Source organism: Methylophilus sp., assembly GCF_052173275.1.
Classification (GTDB): domain Bacteria; phylum Pseudomonadota; class Gammaproteobacteria; order Burkholderiales; family Methylophilaceae; genus Methylophilus.
On the sequence record NZ_JBQMUL010000001.1, the window covers coordinates 179,535 to 198,964 of the forward strand.

Sequence of the window (19,430 nt, forward strand, 5' to 3'; positions counted from 1 at the left end):
TAAATTTCTATGTTTGATTATATTGTGCAGCGAGAAATGTTTGAAGGCTGGCTGGATGTGCCTGAATGCCAATTGGCTAACGCACCACTTGCGTTTGCTATGATTAAAAAACTGGTTGCCGCAACTGCTGATAGCGAATTACCTGATACGTTGGATGACTACAGGGTTGCAATCAAAGAGCAGGACGGCGGAGTGATAAAAACAATTCAATTCAACAATGGAGTATTGGCTATGGCTGATTTAAATACTGTCTTGGATATGCGCGTAGCTGTGGGATCGGCAGCTGAGTTTCAAGCGAAGGGTATAAAGGCGGTGAGCGAAATTGATTACGGCCAAGAGACTGGTATTGTGATTAAAGGTTGTGTAGACAAAAACAAACTGTACCTGGCGTTTATTGAATCAAAGCAAAATGACAGCTGTTCAGTGACAAATTGCGCCGAGCATTTGATCAACTTTGCTGAAAATCAACTGAAGCTACTGGGTCTGAATTTTGCAGATGCAGAACGTGTTTATTACGAAATAGACCAGCAAGGCAATATTGATTCAATTACGGTCGAGAACAATACACCATCGTGGAAGCCGATTTTCAGCGGCAAGCACAGCCGCTCACGGGCAGCATTGATTGGTGTAGCTGGTAGAAAAGTCGCTTCATTTTTATTGAATTAAATGAGTTATTATTCAGATTCATTTTAATGGCTTTGGCGTGCTTCTACAGAGAACGGTAATAATGAACAAGAAGGCAATATTTCGACTCAATGTGGCTGTCCTGGTAATAGTTTTGATAGCGATATTCAACATGCAGAAAATTAAAGGCCTTTTCTGGTCGGGACAGTACGCAGAAGTTAGGCTGAAAGGTTGCGACTCTGAAGCGTGCGAATTGCATGGGATCATGAAGATATCGGCAAGGTCTGGTGATTATTACTTGGTCGATAAAGGTGGTAGAGAGATTTACTTTGATAATAAACGGTTAACCCTTGCAAGGTTTCCAGCTGAAGCAAAATAAGTAGAGGCTTTATTGGTATTAAGTAAAAATAAACTAAACTCGATGTTTTAAATACTACCTGGTCCAATTTGAATAAAGAGCGAAGGTAAAGCAGTTTTTTCGTTAAAAAAGAGGAAGTAAGCCAAAGTAAATATAATAATGATGGTGTAAATTATTCGATTTATATTCATAAGACTTAGGAACAATGGCCGCAAATGCGGCCATTTTCTATCGTAGGATTAGGTATTTAGGTTTATAAAACTTTTAGTTGGTGTCCAACAATGGATGGGCAGTTTTTCAAGCCAACTTCACCGAGAGCTTCAATAGCTTTCTTCAGCTGCTGCTTAAACTTTGCATCAGATTGGATATTGCTGCCTGATAGTGCCCTGATAGTTTTTATATCATAAACAACTGCTTTGTTGGTACTGTGACTGGCGTAGAAGTTTAGCAACCACTTAGCCAACTGTTTCTTACCGAGCTTTTCACGATGCTCTTTAAAGATTTCAACGGTACCATCCTGGAATAGATTGATAATTTCTTTTTCAAAATAAACCAAAAAATGTGACTTACCAGTAGTTGAGTCTGTCGCATATTCAAATTTACGAATTAGAGAGCCTTGAAAGCCGGCAGTCTTTGTTTTTGATGCATCGTAGCATTCAATATTGATTTTTCCAGCCTGGAGAAGCTGCAAATACAATCTGATTCGGTTATATGACTCACCGCCAGTGGTATACGTGGCACCTGGGTTTAGTTTTTTGAATAGCTCGTATCCTGTGAACTGCGCGCATGCGTCTGCATCGCTCATATCTACCTGCTGTTTAGAGTGGATGTCGATTATTTCAAGGTAGAAGTCCAAAACTTCTTGGTTTAAGTCAAAACCCGAGTAGGTGATCGTGTAATTAGAAAGCGATTCGATAGTTCTATTTACCCGGAAGCTATTTACTTTGGCCGGGTTTTCGAGATCATCGGCTACAATATTAATCAGGGAGTTCGTACCGAAGAGGCTAGAGCGAACAATCGATCTAGGGATACCATAAGTCGAATGGCCCCATAGTGGCATTTGATTTTCTAATACATGAAATTTCACAGCTGCTTTAGTTTGGGATCTATGCATTGCACTTTTTGCCAATTGCTTAGTTGCTTCTCCAGCAAACAAACTGTCAGGTTTAAATTCAGTTTTTTGATCTGAATTTAACTTTGCTTCACTATCTGACATCTGACCCTCCCTTGTTCGATTTCAGCTAATAGTAAAGTCAAAAAACAGTGCGTCAAGTGGGTACTATCGTATTATCAGGTATATATGCAATTCTTATATCGTATTATTAGGTATATGTCTTTTTTGTGGTTTTCGCTCAGTTTGAATTTGGAAATTGAATTCTAGGTTAAAAGTAAACAAGATTGGATTCATGGATAACGTATTACCTGGTATTTAGTAGTTTATTTAAATTCTCTTTTTTCTATAAAAAATAACTATAAAAGACTACAGCCATGTTGATAAGTAGTTTTACCCTATTAAATTCAATAAGTTAGAGCAATCCAGCAATACCTGATCATACGAGGAAAAATACCTAATAATCCTGTAAATTTGTACCTGATCATACGAGTGATACTTGATTCAACGATACGAAATACCTGCAAATACGTGAGTCAATTAGTTTGTAAATTTGCCTTCTCATCAATTTATATTCTTCAATTTTGCCCAGGTCAAGCGATACCTGTTTATACGTTAGTCTAATCCACCAAAAATTTAACTCATGAACAAATGTTAACTGAGAATATTAAGTATTAATTGTAAACCACTGAATAATTGAATATATACCAGATGATACGCATAGAATTTATACCCGATAATACTATGGTTTCATTTATATTGAATTCAAGCAAAGTAAACTGATAAATACCTGTTAATACGATACTGAGAATCAGTAAGTTATTGATTTATATAGATGCTACCGGCATCTATGCTCAATTAATGATATCTGAATGACTCAGTGCGACAGTCGATAGAATTGATTAATTGGGAAATACCCGATAATACGATAATAATTTAGTCAAATTTATACCAGTTCATACGATACCGATTAGCTGGAATACCAGATCATACGTGGGTTTCAGGGTTATGGTGGTCAATTGCTGACTAAGTAGTTTTGCCTGGCAGGTAGGCTGTAAATATGTTGTTACAAATGCAAACTTTGCGGCTCGGAAATATAACTTTAAGTTTGTTATATAACATATTAATTTAATTGGATTTATCAATTTTAATTGCTTAGAAGCAATTGGGTAAATATACCCGATGAACCGTGAGCGTACAGATATGGTGATATCACATAAATACCTGGAAATACGTTAGTTAAATATCGGGAAAATGCACCAAATATAGATTGATTCATTTATTCAATGAATTTAATTGAATAGTAGCGATCGCGCTAAATACCAGTTAATACGCTATTCACCCAGTAATTAAATTTCACATAAACTTCTTTCTAAGCTTTGTCTCACGCTGTTCCCTGGAAGGATGGGGGTTACAGTTATAGAATGTAGCTGTAAATTTAATACCCTCAAACTCAAACAAACATAAAAAATTAATTGGGTTAGGAGGGTTTGGGTCTACATTAAAGTCATTCGTGTAGGCTATAAAAAGTTTAGCTGCATTAGCCGGATCTGCATTCATATCTTGTAGCTGTATGAAAGCTTGGGCATCGGCCTGGGATTCATGTTCAGAGAAACTGTAGAAACATGCTAAATAAGTAAATACAGGCAATAGGAAGATAGCTGCAATACGATTTGATTTAGTTGCATGCTTAAAGACCATTAGCTGAACAATCGAAAAGACAACACTGATCCAAAGCATGGCTGTAAAAATGCATCTATATGTATCGTGTCTTTGGTTTACGTGTTGATACTCATGTGCCAGAGTAAAAAGCAATACCGCAGGATTAACTGTTAGTGCATTTTCATCTAATTCTAAATATGCCGGCTTAGAAGTTTCTTTCTTTATTGCGGCTTGTGTGGGGTCTTTTATTGATGCAGCTGGAATTAGGTGGATATTCGGAATCTTTTTTTCTGAAGCTACAACAGAACACCAGGTTTGAATTATTCTCTGCTTTTCTGGAATATTATTCCTATCAAAGCGAACGGTTTCTGTGCATTTCTTTACTTGCGCTGCCGTTGGTATAAAGGTTTTAGACGGAAATAGACCAGGCATCAGTGCAAGAGTACCTACTATCAAATAGATGGCTAAAGTTATCCACCCAGGGAGGTTTATCTTTTCTGAAGTCCATTTAGGGTTGTTTTGGCTTGAATTAAGTTCAGCGGCGGATTGATCAGATTGAGAGTTTTCCAATTGCATTTTTAATTACTTTCTTGCTGTCTGTATGAAGGTATGTATTTGTTGTAACTACTGATGCATGCCCAAGGATATCGCGCACAACGACTAAATCAGCACCATTTAGAAGAAGGTGGGAGCCACCAGTATGGCGTAGCCAGTGTGAAGATGCATGCCTGACAGCATCTTCAGTCTCTTCATCATTTAATTCCATCTTGAAATAATCAGCAATTTCAGTAAACATGGTTTTCACTATGGCTGAAAGTGACTTTGATTCGAGGTTGCCTTGACCTATGAGGGGTTTAAGCAAGGGTTGAGGTTCGCCTTTTGAAAACGCTTCGATAGGCATGTCGTGGTACAGCTCGATTTCTTTAACTAGAGTAGGGTGCAAAGGTATCTCGCGCATTTTACGCCCCTTGCCTAGCACCTTTACGCCCCAGTCGTTAGTGGCCTTATCAATGATGACAATGTGGTTTGAGTTGATCTTTGCAAACTCAGATATCCGAACCATAGTCAGATAATAGAAACAGAGAATAAATCGGTTTCTGGCAAAGTACATCCTTTTGTCAGAATCAACTTCTAACCGTTCATGGAGTATTTTTACTGCGGCCAATGACTTGGTGAATACCTCAAGGGTAAGATACCTCTCGCGTGTTTTTTCAATTTCTGTATCTACATCTGTTTCCTCAACTTGGATTTTGGCGAGGCCAATCACGGGATTGAATTTGATAAACCGTTTGCCTATCAGGTAGACCATGAACGCATTAAGAGAGCTTTTAACCAACTTGAGGCTTGATTCACGTAGAGGACCGTTTAAAGGTTTCCAATCCTCATGCGTCAGTGGGCGCTTTATGCCAACGTATTTGTCCGGAGGATTCATCAGAAAGTCGATGTATGACGTGATTTCATCCTGCGTTTGAAGGGTTATATCAACGCCATGCACAAAATACAGCCAGAAGAGGTATCTATTAGTTTCTCGCGCAAAGTTTTCGTGTGTAGATTTTGAGTTTTTGTACTTATTCAGAAACTTTTCACGCTGATCAAGGGCAGCATCATAGCCAGGTTTTAATTCTGGCCGTAGATTGGACATTAGAGCCGGCACGGACATTAATATTTGCTTTTAGAAAAAAGGCGGTAGTAGGGGCGGGTATTATCCTGCCGGGTAGGGTACTTACTAATTTCTTGCAGCTGTTTAAGTGGATCTTCAATTTGGGTTACGCCAAATGTGATTTGGTATCCAGTGGCACCATCAACCATATCCCAAGAAACTGTCTCAGCTGCTGTGTTATTTTCTGAAGTCATACTAAACCTGGGTGCTAGGAAAGAATTGCCTGATATCTGCAATTTTAAAATTTAGATCAAGTCCCGCGTAATGTTCGTGAATAAAGTGGGTATTGATACTGGGAACAGTAGTTAGATCCGGGTCCAAATCAGTTCGACAAAAGAAGTCAGTTTTATCAAGGCTGTGATGGGTAATGCACATCAAAGGCCTGTTTTCGTATATGGAGCATCCGCCATCTTTGGCAAGGAATGTACAAGGTCCCACTTGTGGACGTGTTTCCAGGTATTTCTCAACCTTATTCTGTCGGAAATGCTCTTCAGGTGTGAATGAAACTTCTGGAGTAGCATTCATCTGGATGCCGGTCTTTTGGCTGATAGTTTCAGCCTCATGGCTACTGAGCAAAACTGGTATGTGGCAGCAATGACTGCATTGCTTTCTGCATGCCGTCTGTGAGCTTACTTTCTCATTGATATCAAGCGCCAGAATGCGAATATGATTGCGTTTAGTGCGGACGCTGGCATTTTGAGTAACTATGGCGTTCATCTTGAGTGGAAGCTGGTCAAAGAACTGGCCGTGCTGCATTTGAATAACATGAAGCACATTATTTGCATGCTGCATTGTTTCTTGTTGTTTGACTTGGATTTCGTCAAGGCATGGAGCTGGAGTTTGGATCTGTGTCATGAGAGCTATTCTATCTTTTAGAGATGCAATTTTTGCGGAAGTGACTGAACATGAGCAACATCTGTTCCAAATTAAGGTCTGGAAGTAAATCAGTAACAAAGTGCGGAACTAAAATGATTATATAGCCAGAAAGATAAGGCTGTATATAGAAAACGACATTATTAATGTAATGTCGTTTTTAAGCTAATTTAGGAGTAATTCAGAAAGTTATTAAAACTCTAATCACTAACTAGCTGCAAATTAGTTTCTACATTTTTTTGTTTGTACATCAACGGCTTTCCATTGACCGACCAGCTTTATTCCATTCGGATTTTGAATTTGCTCAACAAGTCCTTTTTTTTGCAGTGATTTAAGGGTGTCTAGGTTACAAATTCGCTGACCATTAATATGAATGGACATTCCACAACCGGGTTCGGTCGTCCAACCATGATCTAGGTGCGACAAGACCTTCTGCTGTACTTTAGTTAGTTTATTCACTCAATTTCCTATACTTAGCTATAAGTTGGTTGTAGATGATCAAAGCTCTTTATGAACATGAAATTTATCTAGTTATTCTTAATGGAAGGTATTAATGATGGCCTTTAATTCGTTTGCGTCTTGCATAACATCACCTTAAATTGATACAGGAGTTATGCAATCGACATGCCAAAAGCCGAGAGTGTCAGTCTCATTTTGGGCTAAATTTCAATTAGTTTTGCAAGCTGTAGAATATAGTCTTCAGGAAGTAAGATTTTTAGAGAATGGTTAAAATAAATTGTAGGATGGAGTTAATTGTTTTCTAAATAATTTACTTAATTGATTTGTTTAAAGTATCCAGTTAAAGATATCGGCAGATTTAAATTCGTTAATTCACGATATGAAATACTTCTGGTTTCAGAGGTTTTTAGGTTAGAGAAAAGTTCATTTAACATGATGCAGCTTATTGATTCAGTAAGGGTTGTATGTTGATTTGTTACGCTAGATGATGTGCAATTTTGAAAAGAAATATTGTTAGTTACTTCTTGTTTAAACTGATTTTGTGCATCTTGATTATTAAGCAGATGGTCGATAAATGCGTTTAATTTTTGTATGGCATGATTGTCAATCACTACCGCAGAGACATTAGTGTTGTTAACGATTAGTAAATAGTTGTCGTTCTTTGACTTATACCAAGTAAATTTTGATTGATTAATGCTGTTGGTTATTGGATTGTTAATTGATTGAGCATTGAATCTAATTACGAAGTTATTGATTTGAGGTAATGGGGATAAAAACTTTGAGGGGTTATTACAGAAAGTAAAGAAGATAATCACTGATAAAGCAAGTAAGGTATAGACAGAAAATTTTAGTTTATTACTGATTTTATCAAATGTGGTCAAGGCCTTCTGAGCGATTAGTATCCATACATTTAAAAACAAAGCGGAAACAAAAATGAATGTAATTAATCCTGGATTGATTATTGGGTCAAAGTGAAAATTTATAAGACTTGATACACTAGGATTATCTGATTCGTTTTGTAATGTGCGTATCAGTAGAATTATAAATGTAGCAAAAGTGATTATTAATTTTGGGGTGGCCCGGACTAAATACAGTCTATCTTTATCTGCATACTCGTTAACGTAAACGGTAAAGTCTATAAAGTAGTGGGTCAAGGTGAATGCGGTAAATAAGATGACCAACATAAACATCCAATAGCTTAATGAATTAAGGGGCTGAATTTTATCGATGAGCAGACTAGAAATCAGGGCAGATAGGTTCCAGATAGCAAGACGCTTAGTTTCCTTATCAGGTTTGGTAAATAAATTGTTATGTGCTTTGGGTTTGAAATGAGACTTCCTGAGTGCGCGGGTAGTTTGTAAATTTCTAATGTAGTTTCTTTGCATGGTGTATTTTGAATTTGAAGTTTGCAGGAACTAATAAAGAGAATTTTAAATAGCTGTTAAATTTCTCTTGCTTATACAGCCTCTATGAGAGATGCGTGCTTGAAAGCTTGATACTGATCACTCCCGTCAATGACTGAGATGTGTAAGCAGTTGATGATGTATCTGAGCTGGCTGTGGTAAAACTCTTCTACCGAGTATTGCTTCTCGATAGTCTGTGGTCCAGTAAATTCAATACTTGTGGTTCCATGAATAGGACTCAATAGCAGTTCCTGGAACAGAGTGTCAGGCAAACCCATGCAGAAGTTTTCGTCGTGCTGTAGGGCTTCAGCAAATGCTTTGAAGGTAATTTTTAGAACGTGAAAGTGCTGGAGTTCAAAGTTGTACAAAGGTGCCAACAATATTTGTAACTGTCTCCAGTCAGCGAAGTCATTATTTTTTGCGAAGTGCAGAAGCTGGAGAAGTGTGTTTGAAAGTCTGACAGTGCTTTTCATTTGGCGATCACCTTGTTTATTTTAGGAACAAACTCACTGATAGCAATAAAAATACCAACAAATAAAAATATTTGTAAGTTTCGATTAATTAGTTTATAGTGCGCACAAATTTAAACGCAAGTGGCATTTCTTTTTTTAGGAATATGATTTTGAAAACGTTGTTCACAGTTTCTTACCCGCGCTTTACAGCACCATCTTTGGATGGGTGGCGGTCTTTTGTCATGTGAACCTGATACGTTTTGCATAGAAAAGCCCGTCACGTTTGACGGGTTTTTTTTTACCCTTTTACACCTCGAATAGCGCAGCCAGGGTAGCGCACTTGCTTTGGGAGCAAGGGGTCGTAGGTTCAATTCCTACTTCGAGGACCAGTTAGTTTTGATCCGTTGAGAGAAAGCGAATTTACCGAAAGGTAAATTTACCAACTGTAGATATTGAAGCATAGCGAGAGTGGCGTCATGCGCTCAACGTGATCAACCTAAAATAGATAAAAGTCTATGTTCGATTTTTAAGATTATTCACATGCCGTTTATGCGTGGAATAGCTAGGCCTGAGTCGTTTCGTGAGTAACTGTTTGTGGATCTCGATCACCTGGTTATGTGTAAAAAATTCATCAGTAAATGATTTGATGTAATCAGCGTAATCTGAGGCGTACCTAACATTATCAGGCATGGGTGTTTTGAAAGTAGCACCGCCCAGAAATACGATTACAGAGTGGATATTGTTGATATCGATGTCCAATGCAGACTCAATGGCTTTGAGGTGCTTGTAATTCTGCCGGAGTGGGTTCTGAAATTTGTATCGATTCTTGTAGATCTGCTGTGTCCAGGTAGCACTTCTTTCTGAGCCAAATATCCAACCTGAAAAATTCTTAGTCTCGACTACAAATAGGCCATATTGCGATATGTAAATGTGATCTATCTGTGTAGTGCCCTCCCCTGTTTCAAGGGTGACATTATGAACTGCAAGGTAATTCTCTTTTTCGAGCCTTGTACGTGATATGTACCTAACTACCTGTTCGCCCATCAAGCCCTTAAAAAAAGCTGTCTTGATGAAAAATGAGATACCTATCAGGGCAAGTAGCCACCAAAACTGCTGAATATAAATGTAGATGGATTTAAATAATACGTCTGCAATTAAGTTCTGATTCATGTTGTGTTGTTTATGGCCGTGTTTTAGTAGAAGGTACCACAATTTCCATTTGGCGAAATTGATAAGTGAATTTTGTATTATCTAAATACATTCACTTAGGAGGTTTTATGGCAGTAGTAGACCAAATCGGACGCAATGTTCAATTAAAGAAAATCGAGCATTCGGAGCGCATGAGCGAAGAGACCAATTGCTTTGTAGCTGCGATTTATCTGGATGGCAAGAAAATTGGTGACGCGGAAGATGATGGGCACGGTGGATGTATGAAAATCTACCCGCAGTCATGCGTTAAGCAGTTAAATGAAATTGGCGCTGCAATGGGTAAGGAAATTGTTGATTGGAGTCCAGAGCCGCTTGATATCGATGGTGAAGATATTATCGGTAAGTTACTGGATGAATGGCTGCTGATGAAGGACTATAAAAAGTTGCTGCGCGGGAAGAAAGTAACATTTGTCGATGGCAAAGACATTTACTCTTTGGGTCGCAAATTTACGGATGCTGCCGATGAAAAGGCAATGATTGAAGCATTGAAGAAGCGCACACCAACGGCTGTTGTTTTTAACGGGTTGACTGATGAAGCTGGTTTGTCGCTCTATTTGGCTACGACTGGTCAGAAAATCGGATGGAAGTTGGTAAGTGAACAAGGTCAAAAAGAAGGGGATCGTATGGACTCCCCTAATTAATGAAACTACGCTACCAGATGAGCCTGGGGCTTAATGCCTTCGTCATAGAAAATTGAGGCTTCAGGATCATCAGGGCTATGTATAGTAACCTCGATGTTCATCGCTCTTGCCTTTTCAATGGCTTCAAAAGCATTATCAGCTTGAACACTGACACTTGCCGCGTAATAAAACACACATTCAAAAGTGAACTGACCTTCAGATACCGGCTGCGGTAAACCAGGTGTACCAGAAAAATCTGTTTTACCATGAGCTTGGCATTGAAGACCTGTTTCTGAAGTGGATTGGTCTAGGATATTCATAATTGTCTCCATGAAGGGATTGGAGAAATCATGAACCCGAGGGGTTATGAGATCCCCAAGGATAAATAAACGGTAAAAGGTGATTAATGAGTCATCAAAAAATCGATAATAGATTAAAAGCTATTAAGCATAAGCGCACCAAAAATCAGGAACACTAATCTCATAGCCCAGTTGATCAGCAATATGCAATCTAATTGCGAATACGTCCAAAGTCTTCATAAACAGATTCAAAGCTTTAGTCTTGAAAGAATGATCAGTGCGAGACTGAATAGCAAGGATAAGCATGTAAATCTTGGCATAAGCTGCGCCATCTACTGTTTGAGACAAGGCCCAGAGAACTTCTTGGCCGTGTAATTTAAAGATATTAATTTTTTTCATAAATGATGCTCCAAAAAAAGAAACGAGCACCATCCCGAAACGGGATAAAGATGCCCGTCAGGGGTTAATACAAAATAAAATTACGCTAATTGCCAGATTCCCCGGTCCACATTTGAAAAATCACTGTAGGACTGAAGTACCTGTCTGATCTTAGCTTGCCAATTTTTATTGGTCTTAAGATTTTCTGGGGAGTCTTTTTCGACACGATTGTATAAATCGGCCAAATTAGATTTACCACCAAGAGAAATCAATGCACTTTTAACAACAGCACGCCAAATTGATGTGAGTCTATTTGATGCTTCTCTTGCCATGAATGCCAAATCACCCAGGTATGAGGTAATTGACCTTGGTTTTTGCCAAAGAACAATGTACTCATGCATGATACGAGGGTGTTTCATATTTGCATACTGACGACTATCAGAGACACAATTGTGTTGTGCTTTGATAATGACAGAAGCTAGTTCATTACTAGGCATACGCGAAATCAATTCGGAAGTGTATGCATAATATCGACCCGCCTTGCGCTGATCACCGAGCAAAGTACCGTACCAAAATCCAGGTAAAGTTGCCTCGCGTTGATTGAGCATGAAGACCATAGCTTTTTCGTTAAAGTCTTCTGGGGATGAACATTGAGATAAATCATCAGGATGAGCTTCATTACCCCAAACATTGCCGCTATATTTTACGACATCGTGGTAGGGCAAATGGCTAAAGCACATCTCTACTTGACGGCCAACACGCTCAAGAATTGAATCCTTAAGCCCATTAAAACCAGAGTGTAAATCTAAACCTACAGCGAAAGGTATCTTCATTTCTTTAGCTACGTCAAGTGCGGTATTTGAACCGCAGCAAGGGTCAACGAAAGATTGAGGTTTATATTGATTGAATAAATCTACATAAACGTGCCCAGAAGCATTACCACGCCAGGATGACTGGCCCCAAGGTCCGCGAGATTTGTGAGAAATAATAGAACTTTGCATAATTTTGTCTCCAAAAAATGAAGGGACAAAACTCCCAATGGGAGTTAAATCCCAAATGGGTAAAGAAAAGTTGAGTGATTAATTAAAACAATTCCACGGAACCTTTGCAGGCACCAGCAAATGTTGAAGCTAATCGGAAGGATGAAAAACGATGGACATTAGCTGAAACGGACTGGAAACCAGAACCATCCCAATAACGACCAAGTGAGTCTAAGACTATGAACATAATTTACTCCCTTAAAACATGAAGGGAGTGAATTATTCAACGGGGAAAATTCATTCCCTGTTGAGAAGATTAAAATTCTTATCGAGATAAGAAACTTTGCCAATGGCAGAAGTGAGTCAATCTTAATTCTTTAGGATCGGCTTTGCAATACCATCTTTTGATGTGCCCGGCATTCGGCGGGAATGAACATCTAAAAATATACAATTTACTCAATTGAAACCAATTTGAGAGGAATTGTATGAGCGACATGTATCCACCGGAAGTATTGGAGATTATGGTCCACATGCCAAAGGTAAAGCTGAAATCGTTTGCATTTAATGCAACTGGTGGCGGTACACAGATTGTGAATTATGAGGGTTACGACTTTGGACTGAAGTTTGATGGCGACTCAACTGTGAAGGTAATCAATGGTTTTTTTGACCCGGAGTGTGGGCACAGATTCCACTCCCAAGCGGTCAGCGAAGACTTAATCAAATTCCTTGAAGCGAATGGCGGTGACAAAAGCACGGTTATCTACTTCGATGAGTACAGTGCTATTGAGTTGGCTGTAGGTGATTTGCGCTTAATGAGGGGCGCGGCAAACCTTGCTGATGAAATACGGGAAGAAATTCGCAGGAAAAAGGCTTCATTGACTTAGCTTGGAGTCTTTTTTGCTTTATTAGGCTATCTGAATACTGGAATCATTAAAGTGAAACTACGAGTCATTGCCGCTCTACTCTTCAGCATGTCATTCAATGCAGTAGGGCTTGAGTTAAAAATCTGCGAGCCGGGTAAACAAACTGCGGTTTGCGACCGTGATATATCTAACATGGATGATACTTTGAGTTTCCTGTATCAGTATGTCCACAAGTTTTCTGGCAATAAAGAGTTCGTAAGCAAAAACAGCGAAGAATTTAAAACCGCTGTGAATGCATGCGAAAACAAGCCGTGTGTGGCTGAACTGTTCTCTAGCCAAATTGGATACATGTTCGACAGCCTGGACGAAAGTATTACAGTCAAGACCAGTGATGACGTGAAAGGCTTGTGGTTCTCTAATGATGCAGCTTCATTTACTAATTACGGCAGCCTGATCATGACTGACCAGTTTATTTACTGGGGCGTGAACGATGCTTACGGTAATGCATTGCTTGCCAGTAACAACAAAGAGATATGCCGCTCAAAATTTACACTGGTACGAGATGAAATTGGAACTGTTTTTGTTGACCACCTGGGTAGAAAGTATGAAATCAAGGAAGATTCTGACTTCGATACTTACTTGGTAAGGATTGATAGCAGCACATGTGACGATGCTGACTTCGAGATTGGCGCTTTCAGGCTGACTATGCACTATCGCAACATGCGCGCATTAAGCCTGATTGAGTACAACAAAAGCGGCCACCCTACCCGCTGGATGTCATTTGTCAGGTAAGAGATGGGTCTGGTAGAACTTTATCAATCAAATGGCCGGACAATAGCACTGCATGGCACCGTGGCTGATCAAACGGGATCGGCTGGCGTTCTGGGTCTATATAGCGACATCAGCGCGCTGCACGTTGAATATGAGGCTGAAGACTGGGAAAGCCTATCGAGTAATTTCAAATTTGTTCGTAAGTCTCACATTCATCAGGGCATTCTGTTTCATCAAGACATGGCGCAACCAACGTATAGCGAAGTATTTGTGTTCGGAAGCAATCTAAAAGGCCGGCACGGTAAAGGCGCAGCACTGATCGCACAAAATGAATATGGCGCAGTGTACGGAGTTGGCAAGGGTTTTGCTGGTAGGTCTTATGCTCTGCCGACCCGCGATGCTAACGAGTTATCGGTAAAGAAAGCAGAAGTACGGTCGCTGTCACTGGATGAAGTAGAAAATTCGATTTCGGATTTTATTAAGTTTGCTGGTGATAATCTCGACAAGCGTTTTTACGTGACGCGCGTTGGATGCACGTTGGCCGGGTTTAAGGATTCGGACATTGGACCACTGTTTAAAGGCGTGACTGGTAATTGCAGCTTGCCTATCGAGTGGGTTAATAATTTTATTGAGGTTTAGTAATGCCATTTATCAAAAACATGTTGAGCAAGAACGGCTTTTTAATGATGGGCGTGTTTGCATTTTTATTCCTGATGATGCTTTCAGGGATACTGGCCGGGAGCGCGATGTTTTTTACGGGCACAGCGTTTATTCCTAATCCACAGGTTAAATGGTGGGGATGGACATTCAGCATTTCAGGCGCGGCATATGCAATCAGTTCGGTTGGCTACATTATCGCGCTAGTCTATTTCTTCTTTAGCGGAAACGTGAAGGTGATTAAATATATCAGATGGTACTGCTATGTCATTTTGGTTTTCATGGTCGTTTTTACGATTTCAGGGATTGGCAGTGGCAGCACAAATGCAGTGGGATATCTGTTTAAGATACTCACAGCTACAACAGTCATAGTGATGGTCAGATACTTGTCGAAAGAATCGACTACTGAAGTTATCACCAGCTGGTTCTCAGCAGCTAAGTAAAGAAAACACCCAAGCTCATAGCCAGGCTTCGGCCTGGTTTTTTTTCGACTGTTTCAAGCCAATTCCATTCGGCAAAAACGACCCCTCGTTTTGATATCTTCTATCTATCGAAGGAGAAAAACGAATGACAAAAGGTGTAGCAAAATTCATTAAAGAAGTTGTAGTCATCGACCCAGACACTAAGCTGCCGGTTGAGATTTCCATCTACAAAGATATGACAACAGAGGGTATCTTTGGGATTGATTCAAGCTTCCTGACAAGCGGTGACGTTGAAGAGGTTAAGTCGCCTTTCAATGATGAAACACTGACGCTGGAAGGTGATTGATATGCAGTTTGACGTACATCAGTTCTATCCTACCCCGCCAGAGCTAAGAGACAGTGCCTGGAAGCTGTTTCAAAACCGTGAGTTTACGACAGTGCTGGAGCCTTCAGCTGAAGAGGTTAAGTCGCCTTTCAATGATGAAACACTGACGCTGGAAGGTGATTGATATGCAGTTTGACGTACATCAGTTCTATCCTACCCCGCCAGAGCTAAGAGACCGTGCCTGGAAGCTGTTTCAAAACCGTGAGTTTACGACAGTGCTGGAGCCTTCAGCTGGTGAAGGACACTTGATCCCTGGTGAAATCGTTGAGAGTGACGAAGAGTTTCGGGAGCGTTGCGAGGCATTTGGCGATGTTAACGTGATGACTAAAAGAAAGCGCTATAAGATCACCCGTGAAATCAAGGGTGTGCATTGCATCGAATTAGATATTTCTAAGCACGATATATTGCGCGCCAAGGGTCATAAGGTTGTTGGCGTGGACTTTATGAAGTTTTCTTCAGGTAGCATGTTCAGCCACATCATTTTAAACCCGCCGTTCAATGCAGGGGTAACGCATGCACTGCACGCTTGGGATATTGCGTATTCAGCTGAGATTGTAATTATCTTGAATGCTGAGTCTGTTCGCAACCCACGTTCAAATGATGCTAGAAGGCTTTGCGACTTGATCGAAGAGCATGGGAGCGTTGAGTATATTGAAAACGCTTTCATTGAGGCTGAGCGCGAAACAGCAGTAGAAATCGCGCTGATTTACCTTAACAAAGTTAGCTCATATGCAGATGATGTTGTAGGGGATATCTGGTCACAGCTGCAAAGCGAGGAAGTGGAAGATATTACTGGTGAGGCATTTCAGCAGCACGCGTTGGCAGTCCCTAAAAATTACATTGAAAATCTGGTAGTTGCGTTCAAGGCATCTGATATTGCATTACGTCAAAGCCTGTTTGCGAAATACAGGTTTACCCATTACGCGAGCATGCTTGGGCAGACTATTGAGAACCTGAGATCGGATACAAACAACAAGATTCAGGGAATGAGGCCAAAAGAGCTTCAGGTGGAATACGCTGAAGGTTATCAGGATCTTAAAAACCGTGCCTGGACCAGCATCCTTTGCAGTACAGAAGTGCGTGATAAAATGTCAAAAAAATCATTGGCTAAGTTTGAATCTGACTTCATACACATCAAGTCGCTGGAGTTCAATACCGCTAATATTTACGGTTTCATTTGTGGACTTTTGGATAAGCAAGGTGAAATCCAGGAAGAAATGATGCTGGAATTTTTTGATTCAGTTACCCGGTACAGAAGTGATTGTAAAAATGCTGTTCACTACTGCGGTTACAAATCCAATGATAAACACTTGATTGGGATGAAAATCCGCACAACACGTTTTATATTGCCTAACAATAGATGGTTTGGGAGCGTTAGTTGGGAAGCTAAACAAAAGCTGGCAGACTTTGACAAAGTATTTGCAATGCTTGACGGCAAGCCAGGGTGTGAATTTGGCCTGTACGATGCGTTTAATGACAAAGAAACTGAAAAGCGTCTGGAAAGTGGAGAGCGTATTAAGACGGATTATTTCGAGATTCGGTCTTATAAAGTGGGCACAATTCACTTCTTCCCTACTCGCAAAGATATCATTGATCGCCTAAATTTCAGGGTAGGTCAAATTCGTCGCTGGTTACCAACCAGTGTCGATGCAACTGACTCAGAATACTGGAAACATTACGAGGCTGCGGAGAAATCTGAAAAAGCAGTTGAAGAAGCAATCAAGAGTTGTTCGCGTGGTAGTTACGATAATCCATGGTGGTATTTAAATCAAGGTGAAGAGCGCGAGCCAGGCAGATTCCAAGGCATTGCGGATGCAGTATATAACGCAATTGAATCAGATATGGCAAAAAGAGGAATTGACATAAATAAACGTATCGAGTCAAAACCAACAAAAGGACAGCAACAGGAAGTGCTACAGCTGACCCTTGCGGCCTAACTGGTACAGTAATTGCAAAAAGCCCTTATCTATTACGGTGAGGGTTTTTTTATGCGTGTATTTTCAGTGACGGCCAGTGATGCTCAATGCCTGGTGAGTTCAGTGAGTGGTATGGAAAAATTGATGTTGGAATTATTGACGAAGGGTTTGCGACTGTATGACTTGCACGCCCTATCCTGGAATGACATCAATTTTGCGACCGGAGAAATTTCAGTATGGGATATTACGGCCATACCGATTGCCAGAGTGATTCAGTCCAGCGACTATTTGTTCGAGAGCCTGGCAGAGATGAAAAGCCTAGCAAGACATGATTATTTTGTATTCTGTGATGCTTATGGGGAGCGGTACAACCTTGAAATGCTAAAGCGGCTGATCAATCGCGCGATGAGCATTGGCGGCGTGGTCTACAACGACATTGGCTATCAGGATTTTATAGTAGTGGATCAGACAGTTAATGGCCGGGCCGCTGCGAATGTGGTGAATTGATTTTTTTTATATGTTGGATTAAACTGGATTCACATTTTGGTCCGCCAAGCTGCTAACACTTTTTTGTGTTAATTTTAAATCTCTCATAGGTACGGGGTTCCGTGCTTATCTGCAATCCTGAAGTGGCATGTTCCACTTTTGGAAAATTCTTCGTTTCACCCACTGGGGCTAATAATCCCGGTTCGGGCATTCATTAGCCTCTTCATTTTCTTTAGGAGCTAATCTATGTTTGAACAAATCAAATCTGGTTGTAAATCTTTTGACGATCTGGCTAATAAAGGGATCATTACTCAAGGTAATGTGCTTTCTCCCCCACAGTTATCGGGTTTTGTTAGAAGCCTCAATAAACGCGATTGCAACGGTTATTCTAATTTTTCAGCTGGAGAACTCCAGTCGTTTGATTTAAAGCTGTTTGAGCGCGTACCAAGTCATGTTTTGAAGGAATTAAAAGACATCACATCGCAAGATGATGATGCAATCTTTTACGAATTCAGAACATTTAAATCTAACAAAGAAAAATTCGTTCATGCCTACGTTATTTGTAGTGGCAATAATGAGCTTAAAAAAGTCTTTGTTAATCGCAGTGGCCGCAAATCGGAAGATGTTGCAAAAGCTGTTGTACCTAGAATCGCTATGGATGTTAATGGCGACTTTTCTGTTACTTATTTCTAAAAACCTTTTATCGGGCAAAGCAAGACATTACCCGATTCGGGTTTTGTCATGCCTGTCTATTCTTTATTTCGGAGACAGTTATGATTAACAACGCAAATTTACCAATTAAAGTTGTTTTAATGTTTAATCAAGAGGCGCTTTCCACTTCAGAAGACGCTATTCCAAGCCCTATCAGGACATGGTTCGCTTTTGATCCAACTAGCGTAGACAAGGCTCAGAAATACCTGGAAGAAAATGACTATGCAACACGCGTAGTTTTTCAGCCGGCAGACTTTGAGTATTCGTATTACGCTGAAGGTGAAAATGAGTTATCTGGTGAAGAAATTCTTGTGGGTAGAGATGGTTTGGAATTCAACTGCCAAGATGAATCCGGGTCATATCTTTACTACAAGTATTGCTACCCATCCATGATGTTTGATTGGAATCTAAATGACGATGGTTTAGTAACTATGCCTGATGTTGTCATTACTTCAGGCAATGGAAGCTTGATAATTTGGTACTCTGATGTAAACAATGAGATGCCTGAATCTGTCATGAAATTGGATTTAACTTCAATTAATCAGGGCGAAGAGGCATCGGTAGAGCTATTGAATCAATTTGCAGCACTATCAAATCTTAAGGACAAGCAGTTTACTGAAGTCTCACAAGGCAAATTTGCATTCGATGGTAATACTTACATTCTAAATAACATCAGCGATTTAGCTGAAGTTTTTGAATTTGTATTAGTTAAGTAGTTTCACCCAGTCTGGGGCATGTTCTCCAGTCATTGGGAGATATGTCCCTTCTTTTTTTTGGAGGCATTCTATGAATCTACAGTATCTAATTGTTGATTGTTCACTTTCAGAGCGCGTTGGTACATATAACCGTATTGATAACTTCATAGTTTCTTATGGTGTTCGTACCAAAAATGACGCTGGTTTTGTAAAAGACAGGTTGAAAGCAATATTTTCAGAATTTAGGGTAAAAGTTGTACCTATTGAAAATGTACGCGCTGAGCCTAATGCTAAGTTAACCTTCCCCGTTCTTGATCGCCATTCTCGCAATCGTTATCAGGTTTATGTTGGGGATGTTAATGACCAGAAAGTTGATTCTCAAATAGCACTTATTTAAAACCCCTTGGGCTTGTTACTAAATCCCATTGAGGTTTTG

At 39.9% G+C, this 19,430-nt stretch carries 25 protein-coding genes and 1 tRNA gene; 14 read left to right on the top strand and 12 right to left on the bottom strand.

Translation table 11 applies throughout. The annotated features are described in order from the left end of the window. The first annotated feature begins 9 nt into the window (after window positions 1–9). The gene (locus tag ACTS9Y_RS01090) at window positions 10–666 is read left to right on the top strand and encodes a hypothetical protein (protein ID WP_442584180.1); all 657 of its coding nucleotides are present in this window, start codon (window positions 10–12) and stop codon (window positions 664–666) included. Window positions 667–1,235: 569 nt separating this feature from the next. Here the strand turns inward: ACTS9Y_RS01090 and trfA are convergent. The 8 genes from trfA to ACTS9Y_RS01130 all read right to left on the bottom strand — a co-directional run bounded on the left by trfA (window position 1,236) and on the right by ACTS9Y_RS01130 (window position 8,623). After that, entirely contained in the window at window positions 1,236–2,198 is a 963-nt protein-coding gene (gene trfA, locus ACTS9Y_RS01095; protein WP_442584181.1) for a plasmid replication initiator TrfA, read from the bottom strand. A gap of 1,251 nt (window positions 2,199–3,449) precedes the next feature. Beyond that, window positions 3,450–4,331, bottom strand: coding sequence for a M48 family metalloprotease (locus tag ACTS9Y_RS01100; RefSeq protein WP_442584182.1), 882 nt, complete (start codon window positions 4,329–4,331; stop codon window positions 3,450–3,452). Beyond that, window positions 4,306–5,415: a tyrosine-type recombinase/integrase gene (locus tag ACTS9Y_RS01105; RefSeq protein WP_442584183.1), complete on the bottom strand. Its 1,110-nt coding sequence runs from the start codon at window positions 5,413–5,415 to the stop codon at window positions 4,306–4,308. The genes ACTS9Y_RS01100 and ACTS9Y_RS01105 overlap by 26 nt, the downstream gene beginning before the upstream one ends. Continuing rightward, entirely contained in the window at window positions 5,415–5,609 is a 195-nt protein-coding gene (locus ACTS9Y_RS01110) for a hypothetical protein (RefSeq protein WP_442584184.1), read from the bottom strand. Before ACTS9Y_RS01110 ends, ACTS9Y_RS01105 begins: the two co-directional genes overlap by 1 nt. A 1-nt stretch (window position 5,610) precedes the next feature. Further along, the gene (locus ACTS9Y_RS01115; RefSeq protein WP_442584185.1) at window positions 5,611–6,270 is read right to left on the bottom strand and encodes a YkgJ family cysteine cluster protein; all 660 of its coding nucleotides are present in this window, start codon (window positions 6,268–6,270) and stop codon (window positions 5,611–5,613) included. 240 nt (window positions 6,271–6,510) lie between these two features. Next, window positions 6,511–6,747: a hypothetical protein gene (locus ACTS9Y_RS01120; protein WP_442584186.1), complete on the bottom strand. Its 237-nt coding sequence runs from the start codon at window positions 6,745–6,747 to the stop codon at window positions 6,511–6,513. Between the two features lie 314 nt (window positions 6,748–7,061). After that, window positions 7,062–8,132: a hypothetical protein gene (locus tag ACTS9Y_RS01125; RefSeq protein ID WP_442584187.1), complete on the bottom strand. Its 1,071-nt coding sequence runs from the start codon at window positions 8,130–8,132 to the stop codon at window positions 7,062–7,064. Window positions 8,133–8,203: 71 nt separating this feature from the next. Next, window positions 8,204–8,623 (bottom strand): hypothetical protein, encoded by a 420-nt coding sequence (locus tag ACTS9Y_RS01130; RefSeq protein ID WP_442584188.1) that lies wholly within the window; start codon window positions 8,621–8,623, stop codon window positions 8,204–8,206. Between the two features lie 290 nt (window positions 8,624–8,913). Here ACTS9Y_RS01130 and ACTS9Y_RS01135 point away from each other — a divergent pair. Next, window positions 8,914–8,991, top strand: a tRNA-Pro gene (locus ACTS9Y_RS01135). Window positions 8,992–9,115: 124 nt separating this feature from the next. On the opposite strand, the gene ACTS9Y_RS01140 is transcribed toward ACTS9Y_RS01135, so the two are convergent. Further along, on the bottom strand, window positions 9,116–9,772 hold the full coding sequence (locus ACTS9Y_RS01140) for a nuclease-related domain-containing protein (RefSeq protein WP_442584189.1): 657 nt from the start codon (window positions 9,770–9,772) through the stop codon (window positions 9,116–9,118). Window positions 9,773–9,879: 107 nt separating this feature from the next. Between ACTS9Y_RS01140 and ACTS9Y_RS01145 the strand changes: the two genes are divergently transcribed. Beyond that, complete coding sequence (locus ACTS9Y_RS01145) at window positions 9,880–10,452, top strand: hypothetical protein (RefSeq protein WP_442584190.1); 573 nt, start codon at window positions 9,880–9,882, stop codon at window positions 10,450–10,452. A 5-nt stretch (window positions 10,453–10,457) separates the two neighbouring features. On the opposite strand, the gene ACTS9Y_RS01150 is transcribed toward ACTS9Y_RS01145, so the two are convergent. From ACTS9Y_RS01150 to ACTS9Y_RS01160, 3 genes are all read right to left on the bottom strand, one after another. Further along, window positions 10,458–10,751 (bottom strand): hypothetical protein, encoded by a 294-nt coding sequence (locus tag ACTS9Y_RS01150; protein WP_442584191.1) that lies wholly within the window; start codon window positions 10,749–10,751, stop codon window positions 10,458–10,460. A 123-nt stretch (window positions 10,752–10,874) separates the two neighbouring features. Continuing rightward, window positions 10,875–11,129, bottom strand: a complete 255-nt coding sequence (locus ACTS9Y_RS01155; protein ID WP_442584192.1) for a hypothetical protein — start codon at window positions 11,127–11,129, stop codon at window positions 10,875–10,877. Window positions 11,130–11,209: 80 nt separating this feature from the next. After that, a complete protein-coding gene (locus tag ACTS9Y_RS01160) occupies window positions 11,210–12,109 on the bottom strand; it encodes a hypothetical protein (protein WP_442584193.1) in 900 nt (299 codons plus the stop codon). Between the two features lie 464 nt (window positions 12,110–12,573). Between ACTS9Y_RS01160 and ACTS9Y_RS01165 the strand changes: the two genes are divergently transcribed. The 11 genes from ACTS9Y_RS01165 (at window position 12,574) to ACTS9Y_RS01215 (ending at window position 19,391) form a co-directional block, all read left to right on the top strand. Next, the gene (locus ACTS9Y_RS01165; protein WP_442584194.1) at window positions 12,574–12,972 is read left to right on the top strand and encodes a hypothetical protein; all 399 of its coding nucleotides are present in this window, start codon (window positions 12,574–12,576) and stop codon (window positions 12,970–12,972) included. 171 nt (window positions 12,973–13,143) lie between these two features. Next, window positions 13,144–13,743: a hypothetical protein gene (locus ACTS9Y_RS01170; protein ID WP_442584195.1), complete on the top strand. Its 600-nt coding sequence runs from the start codon at window positions 13,144–13,146 to the stop codon at window positions 13,741–13,743. Window positions 13,744–13,746: 3 nt separating this feature from the next. Beyond that, on the top strand, window positions 13,747–14,361 hold the full coding sequence (locus ACTS9Y_RS01175; RefSeq protein WP_442584196.1) for an A1S_2505 family phage non-structural protein: 615 nt from the start codon (window positions 13,747–13,749) through the stop codon (window positions 14,359–14,361). A gap of 2 nt (window positions 14,362–14,363) precedes the next feature. Next, window positions 14,364–14,822: a hypothetical protein gene (locus ACTS9Y_RS01180; RefSeq protein WP_442584197.1), complete on the top strand. Its 459-nt coding sequence runs from the start codon at window positions 14,364–14,366 to the stop codon at window positions 14,820–14,822. A gap of 124 nt (window positions 14,823–14,946) precedes the next feature. Further along, on the top strand, window positions 14,947–15,147 hold the full coding sequence (locus tag ACTS9Y_RS01185; RefSeq protein WP_442584198.1) for a hypothetical protein: 201 nt from the start codon (window positions 14,947–14,949) through the stop codon (window positions 15,145–15,147). 1 nt (window position 15,148) lies between these two features. Further along, window positions 15,149–15,310, top strand: a complete 162-nt coding sequence (locus tag ACTS9Y_RS01190) for a hypothetical protein (protein WP_442584199.1) — start codon at window positions 15,149–15,151, stop codon at window positions 15,308–15,310. A gap of 1 nt (window position 15,311) precedes the next feature. Continuing rightward, window positions 15,312–17,123, top strand: a complete 1,812-nt coding sequence (locus ACTS9Y_RS01195; RefSeq protein ID WP_442584200.1) for a DUF4942 domain-containing protein — start codon at window positions 15,312–15,314, stop codon at window positions 17,121–17,123. A 12-nt stretch (window positions 17,124–17,135) separates the two neighbouring features. After that, on the top strand, window positions 17,136–17,609 hold the full coding sequence (locus ACTS9Y_RS01200; protein ID WP_442584201.1) for a hypothetical protein: 474 nt from the start codon (window positions 17,136–17,138) through the stop codon (window positions 17,607–17,609). A 225-nt stretch (window positions 17,610–17,834) separates the two neighbouring features. Then, entirely contained in the window at window positions 17,835–18,281 is a 447-nt protein-coding gene (locus tag ACTS9Y_RS01205; RefSeq protein ID WP_442584202.1) for a hypothetical protein, read from the top strand. Window positions 18,282–18,361: 80 nt separating this feature from the next. Next, window positions 18,362–19,015: a hypothetical protein gene (locus ACTS9Y_RS01210; protein WP_442584203.1), complete on the top strand. Its 654-nt coding sequence runs from the start codon at window positions 18,362–18,364 to the stop codon at window positions 19,013–19,015. Window positions 19,016–19,085: 70 nt separating this feature from the next. Beyond that, complete coding sequence (locus tag ACTS9Y_RS01215; protein ID WP_442584204.1) at window positions 19,086–19,391, top strand: hypothetical protein; 306 nt, start codon at window positions 19,086–19,088, stop codon at window positions 19,389–19,391. The last annotated feature ends 39 nt before the right edge of the window (window positions 19,392–19,430 follow it).